At 70.8% G+C, this 18,444-nt stretch carries 17 protein-coding genes and 1 tRNA gene; 6 read left to right on the top strand and 12 right to left on the bottom strand.

All coding sequences use genetic code 11. The annotated features are described in order from the left end of the window. Position 1 precedes the first annotated feature (1 nt). The 11 genes from H5411_RS25860 to selD all read right to left on the bottom strand — a co-directional run bounded on the left by H5411_RS25860 (position 2) and on the right by selD (position 9,058). Positions 2–1,057, bottom strand: coding sequence for an acetate/propionate family kinase (locus H5411_RS25860; protein WP_312878611.1), 1,056 nt, complete (start codon positions 1,055–1,057; stop codon positions 2–4). After that, complete coding sequence (locus H5411_RS25855; protein ID WP_183125289.1) at positions 1,054–3,309, bottom strand: phosphoketolase family protein; 2,256 nt, start codon at positions 3,307–3,309, stop codon at positions 1,054–1,056. Before H5411_RS25855 ends, H5411_RS25860 begins: the two co-directional genes overlap by 4 nt. After that, on the bottom strand, positions 3,309–3,746 hold the full coding sequence (locus H5411_RS25850) for a TIGR03618 family F420-dependent PPOX class oxidoreductase (RefSeq protein ID WP_101439234.1): 438 nt from the start codon (positions 3,744–3,746) through the stop codon (positions 3,309–3,311). The genes H5411_RS25855 and H5411_RS25850 overlap by 1 nt, the downstream gene beginning before the upstream one ends. Positions 3,747–3,820: 74 nt before the next feature. Continuing rightward, entirely contained in the window at positions 3,821–5,602 is a 1,782-nt protein-coding gene (locus H5411_RS25845) for a complex I subunit 5 family protein (RefSeq protein WP_183125288.1), read from the bottom strand. Between the two features lie 2 nt (positions 5,603–5,604). Next, complete coding sequence (locus H5411_RS25840) at positions 5,605–5,949, bottom strand: sodium:proton antiporter (protein ID WP_183125287.1); 345 nt, start codon at positions 5,947–5,949, stop codon at positions 5,605–5,607. Further along, on the bottom strand, positions 5,949–6,662 hold the full coding sequence (locus H5411_RS25835; protein WP_183125286.1) for an MnhB domain-containing protein: 714 nt from the start codon (positions 6,660–6,662) through the stop codon (positions 5,949–5,951). Before H5411_RS25835 ends, H5411_RS25840 begins: the two co-directional genes overlap by 1 nt. Continuing rightward, positions 6,659–6,895 carry a Na(+)/H(+) antiporter subunit B gene (locus H5411_RS25830; RefSeq protein ID WP_183125285.1) on the bottom strand — a complete coding sequence of 79 codons (237 nt, stop codon included), beginning with the start codon at positions 6,893–6,895 and terminating at the stop codon, positions 6,659–6,661. Before H5411_RS25830 ends, H5411_RS25835 begins: the two co-directional genes overlap by 4 nt. Further along, positions 6,892–7,191, bottom strand: a complete 300-nt coding sequence (locus H5411_RS25825) for a cation:proton antiporter (protein WP_183125284.1) — start codon at positions 7,189–7,191, stop codon at positions 6,892–6,894. The genes H5411_RS25830 and H5411_RS25825 overlap by 4 nt, the downstream gene beginning before the upstream one ends. Continuing rightward, complete coding sequence (locus H5411_RS25820; RefSeq protein WP_101439240.1) at positions 7,188–7,439, bottom strand: monovalent cation/H+ antiporter complex subunit F; 252 nt, start codon at positions 7,437–7,439, stop codon at positions 7,188–7,190. Before H5411_RS25820 ends, H5411_RS25825 begins: the two co-directional genes overlap by 4 nt. Continuing rightward, a complete protein-coding gene (locus H5411_RS25815; protein ID WP_183125283.1) occupies positions 7,436–7,891 on the bottom strand; it encodes a Na+/H+ antiporter subunit E in 456 nt (151 codons plus the stop codon). Before H5411_RS25815 ends, H5411_RS25820 begins: the two co-directional genes overlap by 4 nt. A gap of 174 nt (positions 7,892–8,065) precedes the next feature. After that, the gene (gene selD, locus H5411_RS25810; RefSeq protein ID WP_183125282.1) at positions 8,066–9,058 is read right to left on the bottom strand and encodes a selenide, water dikinase SelD; all 993 of its coding nucleotides are present in this window, start codon (positions 9,056–9,058) and stop codon (positions 8,066–8,068) included. 54 nt (positions 9,059–9,112) lie between these two features. On the opposite strand from selD, the gene H5411_RS25805 reads away from it, so the two are divergent. The 6 genes from H5411_RS25805 to nrfD all read left to right on the top strand — a co-directional run bounded on the left by H5411_RS25805 (position 9,113) and on the right by nrfD (position 17,216). Then, positions 9,113–9,207 (top strand) — tRNA-Sec (locus H5411_RS25805). Continuing rightward, positions 9,207–10,496, top strand: a complete 1,290-nt coding sequence (gene selA, locus H5411_RS25800) for an L-seryl-tRNA(Sec) selenium transferase (RefSeq protein WP_183125281.1) — start codon at positions 9,207–9,209, stop codon at positions 10,494–10,496. Before H5411_RS25805 ends, selA begins: the two co-directional genes overlap by 1 nt. Next, positions 10,487–12,241, top strand: coding sequence for a selenocysteine-specific translation elongation factor (gene selB, locus H5411_RS25795; RefSeq protein WP_183125280.1), 1,755 nt, complete (start codon positions 10,487–10,489; stop codon positions 12,239–12,241). The genes selA and selB overlap by 10 nt, the downstream gene beginning before the upstream one ends. 4 nt (positions 12,242–12,245) lie before the next feature. Further along, a complete protein-coding gene (fdh, locus tag H5411_RS25790; protein WP_183125279.1) occupies positions 12,246–15,458 on the top strand; it encodes a formate dehydrogenase in 3,213 nt (1,070 codons plus the stop codon). After that, positions 15,451–16,284 carry a 4Fe-4S dicluster domain-containing protein gene (locus tag H5411_RS25785; protein WP_183125278.1) on the top strand — a complete coding sequence of 278 codons (834 nt, stop codon included), beginning with the start codon at positions 15,451–15,453 and terminating at the stop codon, positions 16,282–16,284. The genes fdh and H5411_RS25785 overlap by 8 nt, the downstream gene beginning before the upstream one ends. Next, positions 16,281–17,216: an NrfD/PsrC family molybdoenzyme membrane anchor subunit gene (gene nrfD / locus H5411_RS25780; RefSeq protein WP_183125277.1), complete on the top strand. Its 936-nt coding sequence runs from the start codon at positions 16,281–16,283 to the stop codon at positions 17,214–17,216. Before H5411_RS25785 ends, nrfD begins: the two co-directional genes overlap by 4 nt. 33 nt (positions 17,217–17,249) lie before the next feature. Here the strand turns inward: nrfD and H5411_RS25775 are convergent, their stop codons facing one another. Then, positions 17,250–18,440, bottom strand: coding sequence for a zinc-dependent alcohol dehydrogenase (locus H5411_RS25775; protein ID WP_101439249.1), 1,191 nt, complete (start codon positions 18,438–18,440; stop codon positions 17,250–17,252). Between the last annotated feature and the right edge of the window lie 4 nt (positions 18,441–18,444).

The raw sequence follows: 18,444 nt of genomic DNA, 5'->3' as shown, positions 1-18,444 counted from the left end.
GTCAGCGGACCGCCTCGGCCGCTGCCCTGGCGAGTTCGAGTTCTTCCCGGGAGCGAAGCGTCAGCACCGGCACCTTCGCCCCCGGCGGGCTGATCACCGCATCGTGGTCCCTGGTCCGCGACAGTCCGCCGGCGATGCCCAGGGCGCCGAGGCCGCCGGCGACCGCCTCGGCGGTTTCGGGCTGGTCCCAGCCGATGTCGCCGGTGAACACCAGGGCGTCGATCCGGTCCAGGCTCGCGGCGGCCGCGGCCAGTTCCCGGCGGACGCGGTGTTCGAAGACGGCCAGCGCGAACCGGGCTTCGACGGATCCGTCGCGCACCAGGTCCCGGGTGTCGTCGGAGATGCCGGACAAGCCCAGCAGGCCGGAGTGGTGGTAGAGGCCGTCTTCCAGCTCTTCGACGGTCAGCTTTCCCTCCCGCAACAGCCACAGCAGCATGCCGGGATCCACCGAGCCGGAGCGTTTGGTCATCATCGCGCCTTCGAGCGGCGTGAATCCCATTGACGTGTCAACGCTGCGTCCGTGAGATACCGCGCAGACCGAACAGCCGCCCGACAGGTGGGCGATGAGCAGGTTCAGCTCACGGGGCGGCTGGTGCAGGAGTTCGGCGGCGCGACGGGTCGCCCAGCTGAAGGACCAGCCGTGGAAGCCGTAGCGGCGCAAATCCCAGCGGGAGCGCCAGCGGCCGGGCAGCGGATAGGTCCGGGCGACGGACGGGAGCGTCTGGTGAAAGGCCGTGTCCGGGCAGACGACATGCTTCGCGTCCGGGAGAAGTTCGGTGAGCTGGTCCAGCAGGGCCTCGGTTTTCGGCACGTGTTCCGGGGCGAGCGAACGGGCGTCCGCGATCTTCGCCCGGACGCTCGCGGTTGCTTCGGCGGGCTGGACCAGGTCCGGGCCGCCGTGCACCAGCCGGTGCGCTACGACCGAGATCGAGGATTGTTTGTCCACAAAGGAGGCAACGTCATCGGTCGACGCGGAATCCAGGACCTCGTAGTCTTCGGTGCGCACGAGATGTACGCGCAGGCTGCCGGAGCCTGGGTTGACGGTCAGGACGTTCACCGCTGCCACCGCCAGCCGGTGATCTCGGCGGGGTCTTCGCCGTCACGGTAGGCGGCGGCGAGGAGTTCGTCTCGGTGCCGCTGGAAGTCGCGGGCCAGATCGCCGCCGAGGGAGGACCAGCCACGGGCCCGGCGGACGGCGTCGGCGGCCAGGTCGTGGCGGGTCATCCGGTTGCTGGCCAGCAGGTCGAACGGCGTGGTCGTGGTGCCTTCTTCCAGGTAGCCGTGCACGTGAAAGCGTTGCGTCGCAGGGCGTCCGTGCAGTACCTCGTGCACGGCGGACGGGTAGCCGTGGAAGGCGAAGATCACCGGGACGTCCTCGCCGAAGCACTCGACGAACGCTTCGTCGGAGAGGCCGTTCGGGTGCCGGTCGGGCGGACAGAGCGAGAGCAGGTCGACCACGTTCACCACTCGCACGCGCAGTTCCGGAGCCGCGTCGGCCAACAGCTGCACGGCGGCGAGAGTTTCGACGGTCGGGGTGGTCCCGGCGCAGGCGAGTACGACGTCCGGCGAACCCTCCTGGCTCGCCCAGTGCCAGACGGACGTCCCGGCGCGGCAATGGGCGCGGGCTTCGTCGGGGGACAGCCAGACTGGACTGCTTTGCTTCCCGGCGACGACGACGTTGATCAGGTCGGTCGAGGACAGGCACCGGTGCATGGTTTCCAGGAGCGTGTTGGCGTCCGGCGGGAAGAAAATCCGCGTGGTGTGGGCCTTCTTCGTGAGCATCTGGTTGATGAACCCCGGGCCCTGGTGGCTGTAGCCGTTGTGTTCCTGCCGCCAGCCGTCGCTCGTGAGCAGGTAGTTCAGGCTCGCCACCGGCGCCCGCCAGCCGACTTCGCCGGACATCTTGAGGAACTTGGCGTACTGGTTCACCATGCTGTCCACAATGGACACGAACGCCTCGTAGCAGGGGAAGAGACCGTGCCGTCCGGTGAGCAGGTAGCCCTGCAGCCAGCCTTGGCACAGGTGTTCGGACAGCACTTCCAGCACCCGCCCGCGGCGGCCGAGATGCTCGGTGTGACCGGGAACCGCGCGGTCGAACTGCCGGTCGGTGACGTCCAGCAGCGCGCCGAGTTTGTTCGACTGCAGTTCGTCCGGGCAGACGACGCGGAAGGTGTCCGGAGCCCGGCGCACCACCTCGGCGAGCCAGCCGCCGAGGACTTCCGTCGGGCTTTCCTGACGCGAGCGGTCAGCGGCGAATTTCCCGACGTCCGGCAACGGCAGGTCCTGCCGAAGCCGGCCGCCGTTGGCCTGCGGGACCCGTCCGAGCCGAAGCGCCGGTTCCGGCGGCACGGCGAGCAGATCCGGTGCGGGAACGCCGTCGGCGTCGAAAAGTTCTTCCGGCCGGTAGGACCGCAGCCACTGCTCCAGCGACTCGAGCTGGTCCGGGTCGAGCGGGACCTGGTGCGCGTGGAAGGTGCCTTCGAGCGGGGTGCCGTCCGGGGAGGTCGAAGGCAGGCCCAGGCCCTTCGTGTTGCGCAGGACGATCATCGGCGGCGGACCGGTGTCCTGGCGGTGCGCCCGCGCGAGCGCTTCGGCGAGCGGGGTGTCGGGATCGCCGGTGTCGCGGACGTCCACGAGCAGCGGGGTCCAGCCGCAGCCGGTGAAGTACGCGGTGAGTTCGTCGTCCGACATCGCTTCATAGACGGTCGGCGACGCGATCTTGTACCCGTTGAGGTGCAGGATCGGCAGCACCCGGCCGTCGCCCGGATTGGTGAACTTCGGGCTGTGCCACGCCGCCGCGGTCGGGCCGGTTTCGGCCTCGCCGTCGCCGATGACGCACGCGACCAGCAGTTCGGGATCGTCGAAGGCCGCGCCGAACGCGGTCGCGAGGGCGTAGCCGAGTTCGCCGCCTTCGTGGATGACGCCGGGGACCTCGGGGGAAAGGTGGCTGGGGAAGCCGCCCGGCCAGGAGAACCGGCGGACGAGTTCGGCGAGGCCGGAGCCGTCGAGGGACAGCTGCGGGTCGTATTCGGCGTGGGTGCCTTCGAGCCACAGGTTGGCGTGGATCGCCGGGGCGCCGTGGCCCGGCCCGGTGACCAGCAGGGTGCGCTGCCGCGTCTCGGCGACGAACCGGTTCAGCGCCGTGTAGACGAGGGTCAGTCCGGGGCAGGTGCCCCAGTGGCCGAGCGGACGCGGTTTCAGGTGTTCGGGCCGCAGCGGCTCGGCGAGCAGGACGTTGTCCTTGAGGTAGATCATCGCCGCGGCCAGGTAGTCGCAGGCCCGGCGGTAGCGGCGGAGCGCGTCGCGCATCAGTCGGCGACGCCCTTCTTCTGGTCGATGAACGTCTGCCGCTCCGGGGTCACCTGGAGGATGACGCGTTCGGACTTGATCGCGTCGGGCGGATAGTCCCCGCCGGTGTACTTGCGGGCCAGCTCGTCGACCTGCAGCCGGGCCCGTTCGCCGGTCTCGACGCCGGTCACGCGGCCGCGGACCTCCGCGTAGCGGTACGGGTCCTGCTCGTCGCGGATCAGGACGGTGATCCGGTCGTCGCGCACGACGTTGCGGTATTTCGCCCGGTGGGTCTCGGTGTTGAGCACGATCCGGCCGTTCTCGACGTGCACCCAGATCGTCTGCGTCTGCAGCCGGCCGCTCGGCAGCACCGTGGTCACCGCGGCGAAGTTCTTGCCGGTGGCCAGCTCTTCGGTTTCGGGCAGCAGCTTCGGGCCGTCGGCGGTGCGGGCGGGCACGGCAACTCCTCACGGTCGGCGTCACGGGCCGTTCCGCGGGTAACCCGGCTGATCGGCGGGTAAACCCGGCGAGGTCAGAGCCAGACCAGCCCGGCGAGGACGGCGACGCCCGCGAGCAGCCACGCCACGTAGTCGCCGACCTGGCCGGAGTGCGCGCGGTGCAGCACGGTCAGGGCTTCGTGCACTGGTTTCGGGGTCCGGTGCCGCGACCACAGCGCGAGCGCCGCTGCGCCGAGCGTGAGGACAGCGGTCACCGCCGCCGACAGCAGGCCAGGGCCGGTCCAGGTCAGCTCGGATCCGGTCGGCGGGAGCGACGTCGGCAACGTCGGCAGCACGTCGTGGAGGTAGCCCGCGCGGTCGACGGCCTGGGTCCCGGCGGCCGCGGCGACGTCGCGGATCCACGGCACGATTCCGGCGGCCAGCGCGAAACCGAGCAGGACGACAATGGCCGCGAGCATGGGGATCGGGGTGCGTTCGATCGGCCGCTCGGTCTCGGGTTCCTCGCCGGAACCGGTCGTCGTGTCCGCGGAATCGTCGGCGGGCGGCCTGCCGACTCCGAAGTAGACCCGCAGCCCCGCGCGCAGCACCGCCGCGGCGGTCAGCGCGGAAACCACCGCGAACACGACCGTCAGCCACTCCGGTCCGGCGTGTTCGGCGGCGTCTTTGCCCAAGGCCAGGCCGAACGGCGGCAGCCCGGCGAGTGCCGCTGCCGCGACGAGGAACAGCACCGCTTCTGTCCGGGAATGCGTTGCGCGGCCGAAGAGATCGTCCTCGTCGACACTGCCGTAGCGGTCCTTCAACACGCCGGTCAGGAGGAACAGCGAGCCTTTCGCTCCGGCGTGCCCGAGCACCGAGAGCACGAACGCGGCCGTCGCGTCGCCGCCAGTGGCGGCCAGTCCGCACAGGAACAGTCCAATGTGGGCGATGGTCGAGTAAGCCAGCAAACGTTTGAGATGCCGCTGGGTGAAGCACAGCACGGCGCCGAGCACCGCGCTGGCGATTCCGGCGGTGAGGTAGATCCGGCTGACGGTGGCGTCGTCCAGTACCGTCCCGAACACCGTCGTGCGGACCCGGATCACGCCGTAGAGACCGAGTTCGACCATGACGCCGGAAAACAGCACGCACACCGGCGTCGGCGCGACGGCGTGCGCGTCGGCGAGCCAGAAATGGAACGGCACGGTCGCGGCTTTGACCAGCAATCCGGTGCACACCAGGACGAACGCGGCGATGACGAGCGCGTCCGCCGGACGGCCGTCCAGCGCGACTCCCAGCTGCGCGAGGCCGAGCTGGCCGCCGCGGGCGTAGAGCAGGCCGATGCCCATCAGCGTGAAGTACGCGCCGAGGGAGTTCACCACGCCGAAGTTCAGCGCGCCCTGCACCGAGTCCGCCTCCTCGATGCGGTACCCGGTCAGCGCGTAGGCGACGCCGCTCATCAGCTCGAAGAACACGAATAGCGTGAACAGGTCGCCGGTGAACAGGAAGCCGATCATGCCGGTGAGGAAGAGCAGCATCATCGCGTGGTAGCGGGCTTCGACGGCTTCGAAGTAATGCCAGCTGTAGAGCAGCGCGCAGACCGTCAGGAACGCGGCCAGCGCGGCGAAGGTCGTGTTCAGCCCGTCCGCGACGAGCACGATGCCGACCGAGCGGGTGCCTTCCGGACCCTGCCGGCCGAGCCAGTCGACCACTCGCTCGTGGCTCGCCGCGGTCAGCAGGACTACGCACAGTACGCACGTCGCCGCCGCGGCCACCGTGGCCGTCACGTCGACGACGACGCGGGGGAGCTTGCCGCCGAGCCCGAGCAGCAGGCAGGCGGCCAGCAGCGGGACGGCGATGGCGAGTGCGGGCAGGGTCGTCATGGTCAGCCGCGCAGCGCACGCAGTTCGTCGGGGTCGACCGTGCCGTGGCGGCGGGAGATCTGCAAGGTCAGGGCGAGCAGGACCGCGGTGATGGTCGCCGAGACGACGATGTCGGTGAGCGTCATGGCCTGCACCATCGGGTCGACCACCGGCTGTGCCTGCCCTTGGGACACGATCGGCGCGCCGGCCTGGTCCTGGTAACCGATCGCCAGCAGCAGCACGTAGGTGCCGGATTGCGCGACCGACAGCGAAACCACGGTGTGCACGAGGTGCCGGCTGCGCATGATCCCGGCGCTGCCGAGCAGCAACAGCCACGCCGCCACGCCGTAGCAAGCCGCGGACACCATCACTGTTCCTCCAGCCCGTGCACGAAGAAGCGCGACAGCAGGACGACGAACCCGGCGGCGACCTCGATGCCGATCAGCACGCTCAGCACCGGAACGGTGCCCGAGGAGAGCAGCGAGCCGAATTGGCCGAGCGGCAGCACGTTCGCGAGGAATGACCCGCCCAGGGCCAGCCCCAAAAGGCCTGTCACGACATATAAGCCGGTGGCCGACGCTTCGGCGTATTCGCACCAGTCGATCGGGCGCAGCCGGGCCAGCGCGCGGTAGCTGCCGGAGAGGTAGAGCAGGTGCCAGCCGGTCGCGAGGACGACGCCGCCCTGGAAACCGCCGCCCGGCGTCAGATGCCCGTGCACGACGATGTCGATGCCCAGCAGCACCGAGACCGGCAGCAGCAGGAAACCGGCGAGCTTCACGGCGGGCAGGACGTAGCCGGTCCCGTCCGTTTCCGGCTCCTTCTCGGGCGGCTGCAGCAGCGCGAGCGTGCCGACCACCGCGGCGGCGACGATCGTTTCCTCGCCGAGGGTGTCGAGGGCGCGGAGGTCGAAGTTGATGGAGGACACCAGGTTCGGCGTGACCTCCCGGAAACCCATCGGCAGCACCAGATCGCGATAGACGTGGCTGCCGGACCCGGCGGCCGGCATCCGGGTGAACGCGGCGATGAACAGGGCGGCGACTCCGGCCAGCCCGGCGGCGCCGACGACGTCGCGGGTCCTCATCGCTTGCCCGTCTTCCGGAGGGTCAGCAGGACGAGGAGCGGGACGACGGCCGCGCCGACGGCGAGTTCGGACAACGCGACGTCCGGGGCTTGGAACACCACGAAAAGCACCGTCAGGCACAAGGAAAACACCGAGAGCGTGATCGCTTGCCGTTTCGGATCGTGCGTCGCGACCACGGCGAAACCGGCCGCCGCGACCAGCGCGAGGGCGACGAGGAGCACCGCGGCGGTCATGAGGGGAGATCCTCGTCGGCCTCGCCGCGGTGGCGGGCTTCGAGCCGGGCGGTGGCCGATTGGAGGATCGGGCCGGTGACCGCCAGCAGCACGACCGTCGCGAGGATCGCGCCGGAGCCGAGCTGGACGCCGTTGACCAGGACGAGCCCGACGCCGATGAGCGGCGCGCCGAGCGTGGTCGCCGGGGAGAGGAGGTGCAGGCGGGTCAGCAGGTCCTTGGCGCGCACCAAACCCGCGGAGGAGGCGAGGATGACGAACACCCCGGAGAATACGAGGATCTGGGCGGCGACCGTCATCGGGTCCCCAGGAGTCGTGCGAAGACGAGTGTTCCGGCGAAGGTGAGGACGGTCAGCGTCAAGGGGAGGATGATGGCGCTGGACGGTCCGTAAGCCTGGACGAGCAGCAGGAGCGTCAGGACCGTGACGGTGCCGGCGAACTGCATTCCGGCGAGGCGTTCGATCGCGGTGCCCCGGGCGGCCAGCCACAACGCGGTGCCGAGACCGCCTGCCATCAGGAGCAGCGCGGCGAGGAGCAGCCAGGTCATCGCGTCACCCGATCGAGAGCCGGGGAGCCGGGGAGCAGCCGGTGGACGACGACGTCCGTGCGGTCCGGCGGGCTCGCGACGACCATCGCGCCGGGAGTGCAGCCGACGACCACCGTCGCGACGGCGAGCCGCGCTTCGTGTTCCGCACGCGGTGCCTGGGGAACGGTGACTTTTTCGCACTTCCCGGCGGACGGGTGGCGGAAAACGGTGCGCAACGCGGCGACGGATTCGCTGACGGCGGCCTTGGGCAGCGGGGCCAGCCACGCTAGCCAGCTCGTGGGGAATCGCCACGAACCGTTCATCGCCCGGCGCGCGGTGCGGGCGGCGATCGCGCAGACCGCGGCGGCACCGGCGCCGGCGAGCAGTTCCGGCACCGCCGGGGTGGACAGCGTGAGGGTCCACAGCCCGGTCAGGGCAAGCCACCACAGCAGAATCTCGGTCGCAGCGCGCATGTCTCACCTCGGGCAGTGGCTACCCACTTCGGACACCGGCCAATCCGCCGGGCCCGGGCACCGGGCCGACCGGCCGACAGCCAGTCCGGGCCCGCAAGCTCCTTTGACCTGGGGCAGCCGCACCTCAGCCACTTGGCGGCAGCCTGGGCGTCCCCGAAAGGAACCCGAGGGACGTCAGCCCACGACGATGGTGTGCTCACCGCGCGGCACCAGCTCGCCGACCACCGGATACCCCGGCACCTCGCCCGCTACGAGCAGCCCGCCGGAGGTCTGCGCGTCGGCCAGCAACAGGGCCTCGTCCTCGGAGATCCGCGACAGGTCGGCGTGCGGCCGGACCCACTCGAGGTTGCGGCGAGTGCCGCCGCTGACGTAGCCGTCGCGCAGCGCCTCCCGCGCACCGTCGAGATACGGGACAGCTGAAGGGTCCAGCATCGCGGTGACCCCGCTCGCCCGGGCGAGTTTGTGCAGGTGGCCGAGCAAACCGAACCCAGTGACGTCGGTCGCGCACACCGCGCCCGCCTCCAGCGCGGCGGCCGACGCGGCGCGGTTGAGCGTAGTCATCGCGGCGATCGCTTCCTCGGAGCGTTCGCCGGTGGCCTTGTGCCGCGAGTTCAGCACGCCGATCCCCAGCGGCTTGGTCAGCGTCAGCGGCGTGCCCGGCTTGCCCGAATCGTTGCGCAGCAAGCGTTCCGGGTCCGCGGTGCCGGTGACCGCGAGGCCGTACTTGGGCTCCGGGTCGTCGACGCTGTGCCCGCCGGCCAGATGGCATCCGGCTTCCGCGCAGACGTCCAGGCCGCCGCGCAGCACCTCCGCGGCCAGGTCGAACGGCAGCACCTCGCGAGGCCAGCCGAGGAGATTGACCGCGACCACCGGGACGCCGCCCATCGCGTAGACGTCGGACAGCGCGTTCGCGGCGGCGATCCGGCCCCAGTCGTACGGATCGTCGACGACCGGGGTGAAGAAGTCCGTGGTCGCGATCAGGGCGACGTTCCCGGAGATGCGGACGGCCGCCGCGTCGTCGCCGTCGTCGAGGCCGACCAGGAGCTCGCCGGGCGGGTCCTGCGGCGCGGCTCCGGACAGGCCGCGGACGATCGTTTCCAGCTCTCCGGGCGGGATTTTGCACGCGCAGCCGCCGCCGTGGGCGTACTGGGTCAGCCGGACGCTCATGCTGTTCATGATGCGCGGGCGCGGTGCTCTTGGCAGGATGGCGGAATGCCCCAGGGAGGCGTATCCGGCCTGGTGACCGGCGCGGTCTTCAACACCGTTGAGCGGCAGGTCCTGCCGCTGGCGGGTTCGATTCCCGTCCGCCTCCGCCATGGGTGACCCGCGCCGGGCGATCCCGCGCACCGACGCCGTGCTCGCCGAGCCGCGGATCGCGAAAGCCGCCGAGACTCTTGGCCGCGACCTGGTGAAATCGCTGGTCGCGGCGGCGCAGCAGCGGGCACGGGCCGGGGAGATCGAACCCGGCGAGGTCGTCGCGGAGGTGGTGGCCCGGCTGCCCGCGACGGTGTCGTCGCTGCGGCCGGTGCTCAACGCGACCGGCGTCCTCGTGCACACCAACCTCGGCCGCGCGCCGCTGTCCGCTGCCGCGCTGGACGCGATCGTCGCGGCGGGCGGCGCCACCGACGTCGAGTTCTCGCTCGAAACCGGGGAACGGGCGAAACGCGGCCGCGGCACTCTGGCCGCGCTGGCGGAGGCGGTGCCGCGCGCGGCGGCGGTGCACGTGGTCAACAACAACGCGGCGGCCTTGCTGCTGTGCGCGCTGACCTTGGCTCCCGGCAAGGAAATCGTCGTCAGCCGCGGCGAACTGGTCGAGATCGGCGACGGGTTCCGCATCCCGGACCTGCTCGCCTCGACCGGTGCCCGGTTGCGCGAAGTCGGCACTACCAACCGGACTTCGGCGAGGGATTACGCGGCGGCCATCGGCCCGGACACCGGATTCGTGCTCAAAATCCACCCGTCGAACTACCGGGTCACCGGGTTCACCTCGGAAGCGGGCGTCGCCGAGTTGACGGGGCTCGGCGTGCCGGTGGTCGCCGACGTGGGTTCCGGACTGCTCGCGCCGCACCCGTTGCTGCCGGACGAACCGGACGTCACGACCGCGCTGGCCGATGGCGCGAGTCTCGTGACCGCGAGCGGCGACAAGCTTCTCGGCGGTCCGCAGGCGGGCTTGCTGTTCGGAGACGCCGAGCTGGTGCAACGGCTGCGTCGGCATCCCGCAGCCCGTGCGCTGCGGGTCGACAAGCTGACGCTCGCCGCGCTCGAAGCCACTCTTCGCGGCCCGGAAACACCGGTGCGGGCGGCGCTTTCGGCCGAGGTCGGCGACCTTCAGAAGCGCGCCGAAACGTTGGCCGCGTCGCTGCGTTCGGCCGGGGCGGACGCCAAGGCGGTGGACTCGACCGCCGTCGTGGGCGGCGGTGGCGCTCCCGGTGTCGAATTGCCCAGCGCCGCGATCGCGGTGCCCGCCCGGTACGCGGAGGCCTTGCGGTCGGGCGAGCCCGCTGTCGTCGGCCGGATCGTGCGGGACCGGTGCCTGCTCGACCTCAGGACGGTTCCCCCGGCGGACGACGCGACGCTGCGGGAGGCGGTCCGCCGATGCGGGTGATCGCCACCGCCGGCCACGTCGACCACGGGAAATCCACGCTGATCCGCCGGCTCACCGGCATGGAGCCGGACCGGTGGGCCGAGGAACGCCGCCGCGGCCTGACCCTCGACCTCGGCTTCGCCTGGACCCGGCTGGACGGCGAGGAAATCGCCTTCGTGGACGTCCCAGGGCATCAGCGATTCGTCCCGAACATGCTGGCGGGTGTCGGGCCCGTCCCGGCCGCGTTGTTCGTCGTGGCCGCGGACGAGGGGTGGATGCCGCAGTCGGCTGAGCACCTGGCGGCGCTTGACGCGTTCGGGGTCCGGCACGGTCTGCTCGCCGTCACCAAATCCGACCGCGCCGACCCAGGCCCGGCGACGGAGGCGGCGCTCGCGGAGATCGCGGCGACGGCGCTCGGCGAGGTGCCCGCGGTCAGCGTCAGCGGCACGACCGGCGAAGGGCTCGAAGAACTGCGCACCCAGCTTGCCAAGCTGGCCGGCAGGTTGCCGCCGCCGGATCTGGCAGCGGACGTCCGGCTCTGGATCGACCGGGCGTTCACGATCAAGGGCGCGGGCACCGTCGTCACCGGGACTCTCGGCGGCGGAACCCTGCGGGTCGGCGACGAGTTGACGCTCGGTTCGAACCGGGTGCAGATCCGCGGCTTGCAGGCGCTCGGCGAACCGCGCGAAAGCGTGTCCGCGATCGCTCGGGTCGCGGTGAACGTGCGCGGTGTGCCCAAGGATTCCGTGGGACGAGGCGACGTGCTGCTGACTCCGGGCGCGTGGCGTCCGGCCACGGAAATCGACGTCCGATTGCGGGGTGCACCGTCCGGCGAGCTGCACAGAAACCTCGTGCTGCACTTCGGATCCGCCGCAGTGCCGACCCGCGTACGTCCCCTCGGGCCGGACACCGCGCGGCTGCTGCTCGCGCACCCTCTGCCGCTCCGGACCGGGGATCGGGGGCTGTTGCGCGACCCGGGGGAGCACCGGATCCCCGCCGGGTTCGACGTGGTGGACGTCCGGCCGCCGCCACTCGCGCGCCGCGGCGCCGCGCGAGCCCGAGGCGAAGAGCTGAGCGTCTTGGAGCCCGGCTGGGATTACCTTCGCCGCGAGGGTTTCGTGCGCCATGAGGACTTTCGCGCACTGGGGCTGCCGGCGGTGGGCGAGCGGCTCGGCGGCTGGCACGCCGACCCGGCACACCTCAGCCGGTTGCGAGCGGAGGTCGGCGAGGTGGTCGCGGACTGGGCTCGCGAACATCCGCTGACGGCGGGAATTCCGGTCGAGGCACTCCGGCAACGGCTCGGCCTGCCGGACGCGGAACTCGTCCCGGCGGTCCTCGGCGACGGGCTGGTCCTCAAGGATGGGCTCGTCCGCAAGCCCGGCGCAGGGCTGACCCCCGAAGTGGCCAGGGCCCTCGACGTCCTCGAAGAGCGATTCGCCGAGCATCCGTTCCGCGCGCCGGAGGCGGACGAGCTGCGTGAACTCGGTCTGGGCAAACGGGAATTGGCCGCCGCCGTCCGCGTAGGCCGGTTGCGGGCGATCGCCGACGGAGTGGTGCTGGGGCCGGACGCGCCGCGGCGCGCGGTGGAGGTGCTGGCCGCGCTCGGCGAGCCGTTCACCGTGTCGCGGGCGCGGCGGGCGCTGGACAGCACCCGCCGGGTGATGATCCCGCTGCTGGAGCACCTCGACGCCGCCGGGCTCACCGAACCGCTCGGCGACGGGACCCGCCGGACATGCTGCGGGCGCTCGGAGAACGGATTACCGTGACAGCGTGGGCATGCGGCAGTGGATCGAGAGCTGGCCGGTGTACCGGCAGCTGGCCGGTCCCGACCGCACCGCGCGCGCCTCGGCGGCGAAATCCCGCGGTTCGGAGGAATGGCACGCCCGCACCGAGGACGCCGACAAGGTAGTCCGTTCGGTCTGTCCGTATTGCGCGGTCGGCTGCGGGCAGAAGGTGTACGTCAAGGACGGCGCGGTCACCCAGATCGAAGGCGACCCGGATTCGCCGATTTCCCGCGGCAGGCTGTGCCCGAAGGGGTCGGCCAGCAAGCAGCTCGTGACCAGCCCGAGCCGCGTCACCGAAGTCCTTTACCGCCGGCCGTACGGCACCGACTGGGAGCGGCTGTCCCTCGACCAGGCGATGGACATGATCGCCGACCGCGTTATGAAGACGCGCGCCGAAACGTGGCAGGACGTCGACGACCAGGGCCGCAAGCTCAACCGCACGCTCGGCTTCGCGAGTCTCGGCGGCGCGACCCTGGACAACGAAGAGAACTACCTGATGAAGAAGCTGTACACCGCGCTCGGCGCGATACAGATCGAAAATCAGGCCCGTATTTGACACTCCGCCACGGTTCCCGGTCTGGGGACCTCCTTCGGTCGTGGAGGCGCCACGACGTTCCAGCAAGACCTCGCCAACGCCGACTGCATCGTCGTCCAGGGCTCGAACATGGCCGAATGCCATCCGGTCGGGTTCCAGTGGGTGATGGAGGCGAAGGCCCGCGGCGCGAAGATCATCCACGTCGACCCGCGGTTCACCCGCACGAGCGCGGTCGCGCACGTCCACGCGTCGGTGCGGGCCGGTTCGGACATCGCGTTCCTCGGCGGGCTGATCAACTACGTCCTGCAGCACGAGCTGGACTTCCGCGAGTACGTCGTGGCCTACACGAACGCCGCGGCGATCCTCACCGAGGAGTTCGCCGACACCGAGGACCTCGACGGCCTGTTCTCCGGCTTCGACCCGGAAAACCGCCAGTACGACAACTCGACCTGGGCGTACGAGGACGCTGAGGCGGCACCGGCGGCCGGCGCCCGCGACCCGGGGCAGCCGGGCGGGCACCACAGCGGCGAGCAGCACCAGACCTCCGCGCGCGCCGAGTCGTACGGCAGCGGCGGCGCGGCGATCGAAACGAAGCCCAGGACCGACGAGACGCTGCGGCATCCGCGGTGCGTTTACCAAGTCCTCAAACGGCATTTCTCGCGGTACACGCCCGAAGTGGTCGCCGACGTCTGCGGCCTGCCGGTCGAGCAGTTCACCGAAATCGCCGAGGCGATCACCGCGAACTCCGGCCGCGACCGCACCACGGCCTGGGTGTATTCGGTCGGCTGGACGCACCACACGGTCGGCGCGCAGTACATCCGCACCGCCTCGATCCTGCAGACGCTGCTGGGCAACATCGGCCGTCCGGGCGGCGGCATCCTCGCGCTGCGCGGGCACGCCAGCATCCAGGGCTCCACCGACATCCCGACGCTGTTCAACCTGCTGCCCGGCTACATCCCGATGCCGCACGCGCACCAGCACCTGGACCTCGACGGTTTCGTCCAAGCCGACGCGGGCAAGACCGGCTTCTGGGGCAACATGCGCTCGTACACGGTGAGCCTGCTCAAGGCGTACTGGGGCGAGGCCGCCCAGCCGCACAACGACTTCCGCTTCGACTACCTGCCGCGGCTGACCGGCGACCACGGGACGTACGCGACGGTCCAGAAGCAGATCGCGGGGGAGTGCAAGGGGTACTTCCTGGTCGGCGAGAACCCGGCGGTCGGCTCGGCCAACGGCAAGTTCCAGCGGCTCGGGCTGGCGAATCTCGACTGGCTCGTGGTCCGCGACCTGCAGCTGATCGAGAGCGCGACGTTCTGGAAGAACGGCCCGGAGATCGAGACCGGCGAGCTCAAGCCCGAGGAGATCGGCACCGAGGTCTTCTTCCTGCCGGCCGCCGCGCACACGGAAAAGGACGGCAGCTTCACCAACACCCAGCGGCTGCTGCAATGGCACCACAAAGCGGTCGAACCGCCCGGCGACGCCCGCAGCGACCTGTGGTTCTACTACCACCTGGGCAGGCTGCTCCGGGAGCGCGCCGGCGCCGACGACCGCGACGCCCCGCTCCGCGACCTCACCTGGAGTTATCCGACTGAGGGGCCGACGGACGAGCCGAGCGCGGAATCCGTGCTCGCCGAGATCAACGGCCACGGCCCGGACGGCCCGCTTTCCTCCTACACCCAGCTGAAGGACGACGGCTCGACGTCCTGCGGCTGCTGGATCTACTGCGGCGTCCGGGCCGACGGCCACAACCACGCCGCCAACCGGCAGCCGGGCTCCGAACAGAACTGGATCGCGAACGGCTGGGCCTGGGCGTGGCCGGCGAACCGGCGGATCCTGTACAACCGCGCCTCGGCGGACCCGGACGGGAAACCGTGGAGCGAACGCAAAAAGCTGATCTACTGGGACGCTTCGGAGTCCCAGTGGACCGGTCCGGACGTCCCGGATTTCGAAGCCACCAAGCCTCCGGACTACGTCCCGCCCGCCGGCGCGCGCGCACAGGACGCGTTGAGCGGCCGCGATCCGTTCATCATGCAGACCGACGGCAAAGCGTGGCTGTACGTCCCCGCCGGGCTGGCCGACGGTCCGCTGCCGACGCACTACGAACCGTTCGAAAGCCCGGTCGGCAACGCGCTGTACGGCCAGCAGTCCTCGCCGGTGCGGCAAACGCTGGACAGCCCGGTGAACCAGTACAACCCGGCGCGCAGCGAGGTCTACCCGTACGTGTTCACCACCTACCGGCTCACCGAGCACCACACGGCGGGCGGGATGAGCCGGACGCTGCCGTATCTGTCCGAGCTGCAGCCCGAGTTCTTCTGCGAGGTCTCGCCCGCGCTGGCGGCCGAACGCGGGTTGAACCACCTCGGCTGGGCGACCATCGTCTCGGCCCGGACGGCGATCGAGGCCCGCGTGCTCGTCACCGACCGCGTCAAACCGCTCAAGGTGCGCGGCCGCACCGTCCACCAGGTCGGGCTGCCGTACCACTGGGGCCCGAACGGCCTGTCCCGCGGCGACGCGGCCAACGACCTGCTGTCGATCGTGCTGGACCCGAACGTGCACATCCAGGAGGCCAAGGCGGCCACCTGCGACATCCGTCCCGGACGGCGGCCGCGCGGGCCGGCGCTGCTGGAGTTCGTGGCGGAGTACCGGAGGCGAGCCCATGGCTGAGTACGGCGCCCAGCCCCGGATGGGGTTTTTCACCGACACGTCGGTGTGCATCGGGTGCAAGGCGTGCGAGGTCGCGTGCAAGGAGTGGAACGGCGTCCCGGAGGCGGGCGGGGAGGACCTGCTCGGCCTGTCGTACGACAACACCGGCGACCTCGGCTCGAACACCTGGCGGCACGTGGCGTTCATCGAGCAGCGGAAACCCGCGGTGGACCTCGGGATGCCGACGGTCGGGGCGCCGGATCAGGAGCCGGAAGAACCGGGCGTGCGCTGGCTGATGTCCAGCGACGTCTGCAAGCACTGCACGCACGCGGCCTGCCTCGACGTCTGCCCGACCGGCGCGTTGTTCCGCACCGAGTTCGACACGGTCGTGGTCCAGCAGGACATTTGCAATGGTTGTGGTTATTGCGTTCCCGCGTGTCCGTACGGGGTGATCGAAAAACGCGAGAGCGACGGACGCGCGTTCAAGTGCACTCTCTGCTACGACCGGCTCGGCGCGGGCATGGAACCGGCGTGCGCCAAGGCTTGCCCGACCGACTCCATCCAGTTCGGCGAGTTGGACGAACTCCGCGAACGCGCCGCCGCGCGGGTGTCGTCGCTGCACGACGCGGGCGTGCCCGAGGCGCGGCTCTACGGGCACGATCCCGAGGACGGAGTCGGCGGCGACGGCGCGTTTTTCCTGCTGCTGGACGAACCCGAGGTCTACGGCTTCCCTCCGGACCCGGTCGTGACGACGCGCGACCTGCCGCGGATGTGGAAGCGGGCCGCGACGACCGCCGCCGGGGTAGCCGCGGCGCTGGTCGTGTCGTTCCTGGGACGGCGCCGATGAGTCCCCGCCGCGAACGGGAGATGGTCGAGCCCGCCGAATTCCGCTCCTACTACGGCAGGCCGATCCTCAAGGAACCTGCCTGGAAGCAACCGGACGTCCCGCTGTACCTGTTCCTCGGCGGCGCGGCCGGTGCGTCGGCGTCGCTGGCCGCCCTCGCCGACGCGACCGGACGGCCGGAACTGGCGAAGGTGGGTCGGCTGGCCGCTTCCGGCGGATCGATCGCCAGCGTGGTCGCGCTGATCCACGACCTCGGCAAGCCGACGCGGTTCCTGAACATGCTGCGCGTGCTCAAGCCGACTTCGCCGCTCTCGGTGGGGTCGTGGATCCTGTCGCCGTTCTCCGGTCTCGCCGCCGGGGCTGCTTTCTCAACGCTGACCGGGCGGTTCCCGCGGCTTGGCCGGTTGGCCGGGGCGGGCGCGAGCGTGCTGGGCCCGGCCATGTGCACGTACACCGCGGTGCTGCTGGCCGACACGGCGACGCCTTCCTGGCACGAAGCGCACGGGACCCTGCCGGTGCTGTTCGCGGGCAGCGCGGTGACGAGCGGGGCGGGAATCGCGCTGATTGCGGTGCCGCGGAAGGAAAACGGGCCGGTGGTGCGCGCCGGGCTCGCTGGTGCCGCCGCGGAACTGGCGGCGGAACACCATCTGGAGACCGGTCTGGGGTTGGCTTCGGAGCCTTACCGGACCGGTCGGGCGGGGCGGTTGTTGAAGGCGGCCAAGGTGCTTACCGCGGCGGGTGCGACGTTGTCGTTGGCGGCACGGAAGAACCGCGCGGCGGGGATCGCCGCGGGGGCGGCTTACCTGGCGTCCGGGTTGTGCACCCGGTTCGGGGTTTACGCGGCGGGTGTGGAGTCCACAAAGGACCCGAAGTACGTCGTGGTCCCGCAGCGGGAACGGCTTGCGAGGCGCGCGGAGAAGCGTCCGGGCCGCTGACGCTCGGCCCGGACGCGCGGGTAACTCCTACGCCTACGCCGCCGGTTCCAGCAGGATCTTCTGCACCCCGTCGAGCTTCTTCTGGAACATCTCGTACGCCCGCGGCGCGTCCGCCAGCGGAAGTTTGTGCGTCGCGAAACCCTCGACGCCCAAGGGATCGCCGTCCGCGGTGAGCACGGGCAGGACGTCGTCGATCCACCGGCGGACGTTCGCCTGTCCGGTGTGCAGCCGGATCTGCTTGTCGAACAATTCCATCATCGGGATCGGGTCGGCCATCCCGCCGTACACGCCGGACAGCGAGATCGTGCCGCCGCGGCGGACACTGTCGATGGCGGCGTACAGCACGCTCAGCCGGTCGATCCCGGCCTTCTCCGTCACCTTCGCGCCCAGCGTCTGCGGCAGCAGCGCGACCAGGTTGTGCGCGAGTTTCCCGATCGGCGCGCCGTGCGCTTCCATGCCGACCGCGTCGATCACCGAATCCGCGCCGCGGCCGCCGGTGAGGTCGCGGATCGCGTCGCCGATCCGCCGATGGTCGCGCAGGTCCAGGGTGGTCGCGCCGTGCGCGCGGGCCCGCGCCAGGCGTTTCGGCACCAGATCGACGCCGATCACCTCGCCCGCGCCCTGGTGCAGCGCGACCCGGGCCGCCATCTGGCCGATCGGGCCGAGCCCGAAGACCACGACGGAGCCGCCGTCGGGAATGTCCGCGTACTCCACGGCCTGCCACGCCGTCGGGACCACGTCGGACAGGTAGACGAACCGTTCGTCCGGCGGGCCGTCGGGCACCTTGATCGGCCCGTACTGCGCCTGCGGGACCCGGAGGTATTCGGCCTGCCCGCCGGGCACCTGGCCGTACAGCTTCGTGTAGCCGAACAGCGCGGCGCCCTTTTCCTGGTCCTTGACCTGGGTGACCTCGCATTGCGACTGCAGCCCGCGTTCGCACATCCAGCAACGGCCGCAGGAGATGTTGAACGGCACCACCACGCGGTCGCCGGGTTTCAGCGAGCTCACGGCGCTGCCCACTTCCTCGACGATCCCCATCGGCTCGTGGCCGAGGATGTCGCCCTCGGTCATGAACGGGCCGAGGACCTCGTACAGGTGCAGGTCCGAACCGCAGATGCCGGTGGAGGTCACCCGCACGACGGCGTCGGTCGGCTCCTCGATCTTCGGGTCCGGGACGTCGTCGACTCGCACGTCCCGCTTGCCGTGCCAGGTCACTGCTTTCATGGCG

It is taken from the genome of Amycolatopsis echigonensis (assembly GCF_014174495.1).
In the GTDB taxonomy this organism is placed as follows: Bacteria; Actinomycetota; Actinomycetes; order Mycobacteriales; family Pseudonocardiaceae; genus Amycolatopsis; species Amycolatopsis echigonensis.
The sequence above is the reverse complement of the archived record's forward strand: the minus strand, read 5'-3'. Positions and strand labels throughout refer to the sequence as shown.

Coding starts and splice junctions, on each gene's coding strand:
- H5411_RS25855 (WP_183125289.1), bottom strand. CDS start 3,309: ATGCGCGACGCGCTCCGCCGCTACCGCCGGGCCTGCGACTACCTGGCC.
- H5411_RS25845 (WP_183125288.1), bottom strand. CDS start 5,602: ATGACGACCCTGCCCGCACTCGCCATCGCCGTCCCGCTGCTGGCCGCC.
- H5411_RS25840 (WP_183125287.1), bottom strand. CDS start 5,949: ATGGTGTCCGCGGCTTGCTACGGCGTGGCGGCGTGGCTGTTGCTGCTC.
- H5411_RS25835 (WP_183125286.1), bottom strand. CDS start 6,662: ATGAGGACCCGCGACGTCGTCGGCGCCGCCGGGCTGGCCGGAGTCGCC.
- H5411_RS25830 (WP_183125285.1), bottom strand. CDS start 6,895: ATGACCGCCGCGGTGCTCCTCGTCGCCCTCGCGCTGGTCGCGGCGGCC.
- H5411_RS25825 (WP_183125284.1), bottom strand. CDS start 7,191: ATGACGGTCGCCGCCCAGATCCTCGTATTCTCCGGGGTGTTCGTCATC.
- H5411_RS25820 (WP_101439240.1), bottom strand. CDS start 7,439: ATGACCTGGCTGCTCCTCGCCGCGCTGCTCCTGATGGCAGGCGGTCTC.
- H5411_RS25815 (WP_183125283.1), bottom strand. CDS start 7,891: ATGCGCGCTGCGACCGAGATTCTGCTGTGGTGGCTTGCCCTGACCGGG.
- selD (WP_183125282.1), bottom strand. CDS start 9,058: ATGAGCGTCCGGCTGACCCAGTACGCCCACGGCGGCGGCTGCGCGTGC.
- selA (WP_183125281.1), top strand. CDS start 9,207: ATGGGTGACCCGCGCCGGGCGATCCCGCGCACCGACGCCGTGCTCGCC.
- selB (WP_183125280.1), top strand. CDS start 10,487: ATGCGGGTGATCGCCACCGCCGGCCACGTCGACCACGGGAAATCCACG.
- H5411_RS25785 (WP_183125278.1), top strand. CDS start 15,451: ATGGCTGAGTACGGCGCCCAGCCCCGGATGGGGTTTTTCACCGACACG.
- nrfD (WP_183125277.1), top strand. CDS start 16,281: ATGAGTCCCCGCCGCGAACGGGAGATGGTCGAGCCCGCCGAATTCCGC.
- H5411_RS25775 (WP_101439249.1), bottom strand. CDS start 18,440: ATGAAAGCAGTGACCTGGCACGGCAAGCGGGACGTGCGAGTCGACGAC.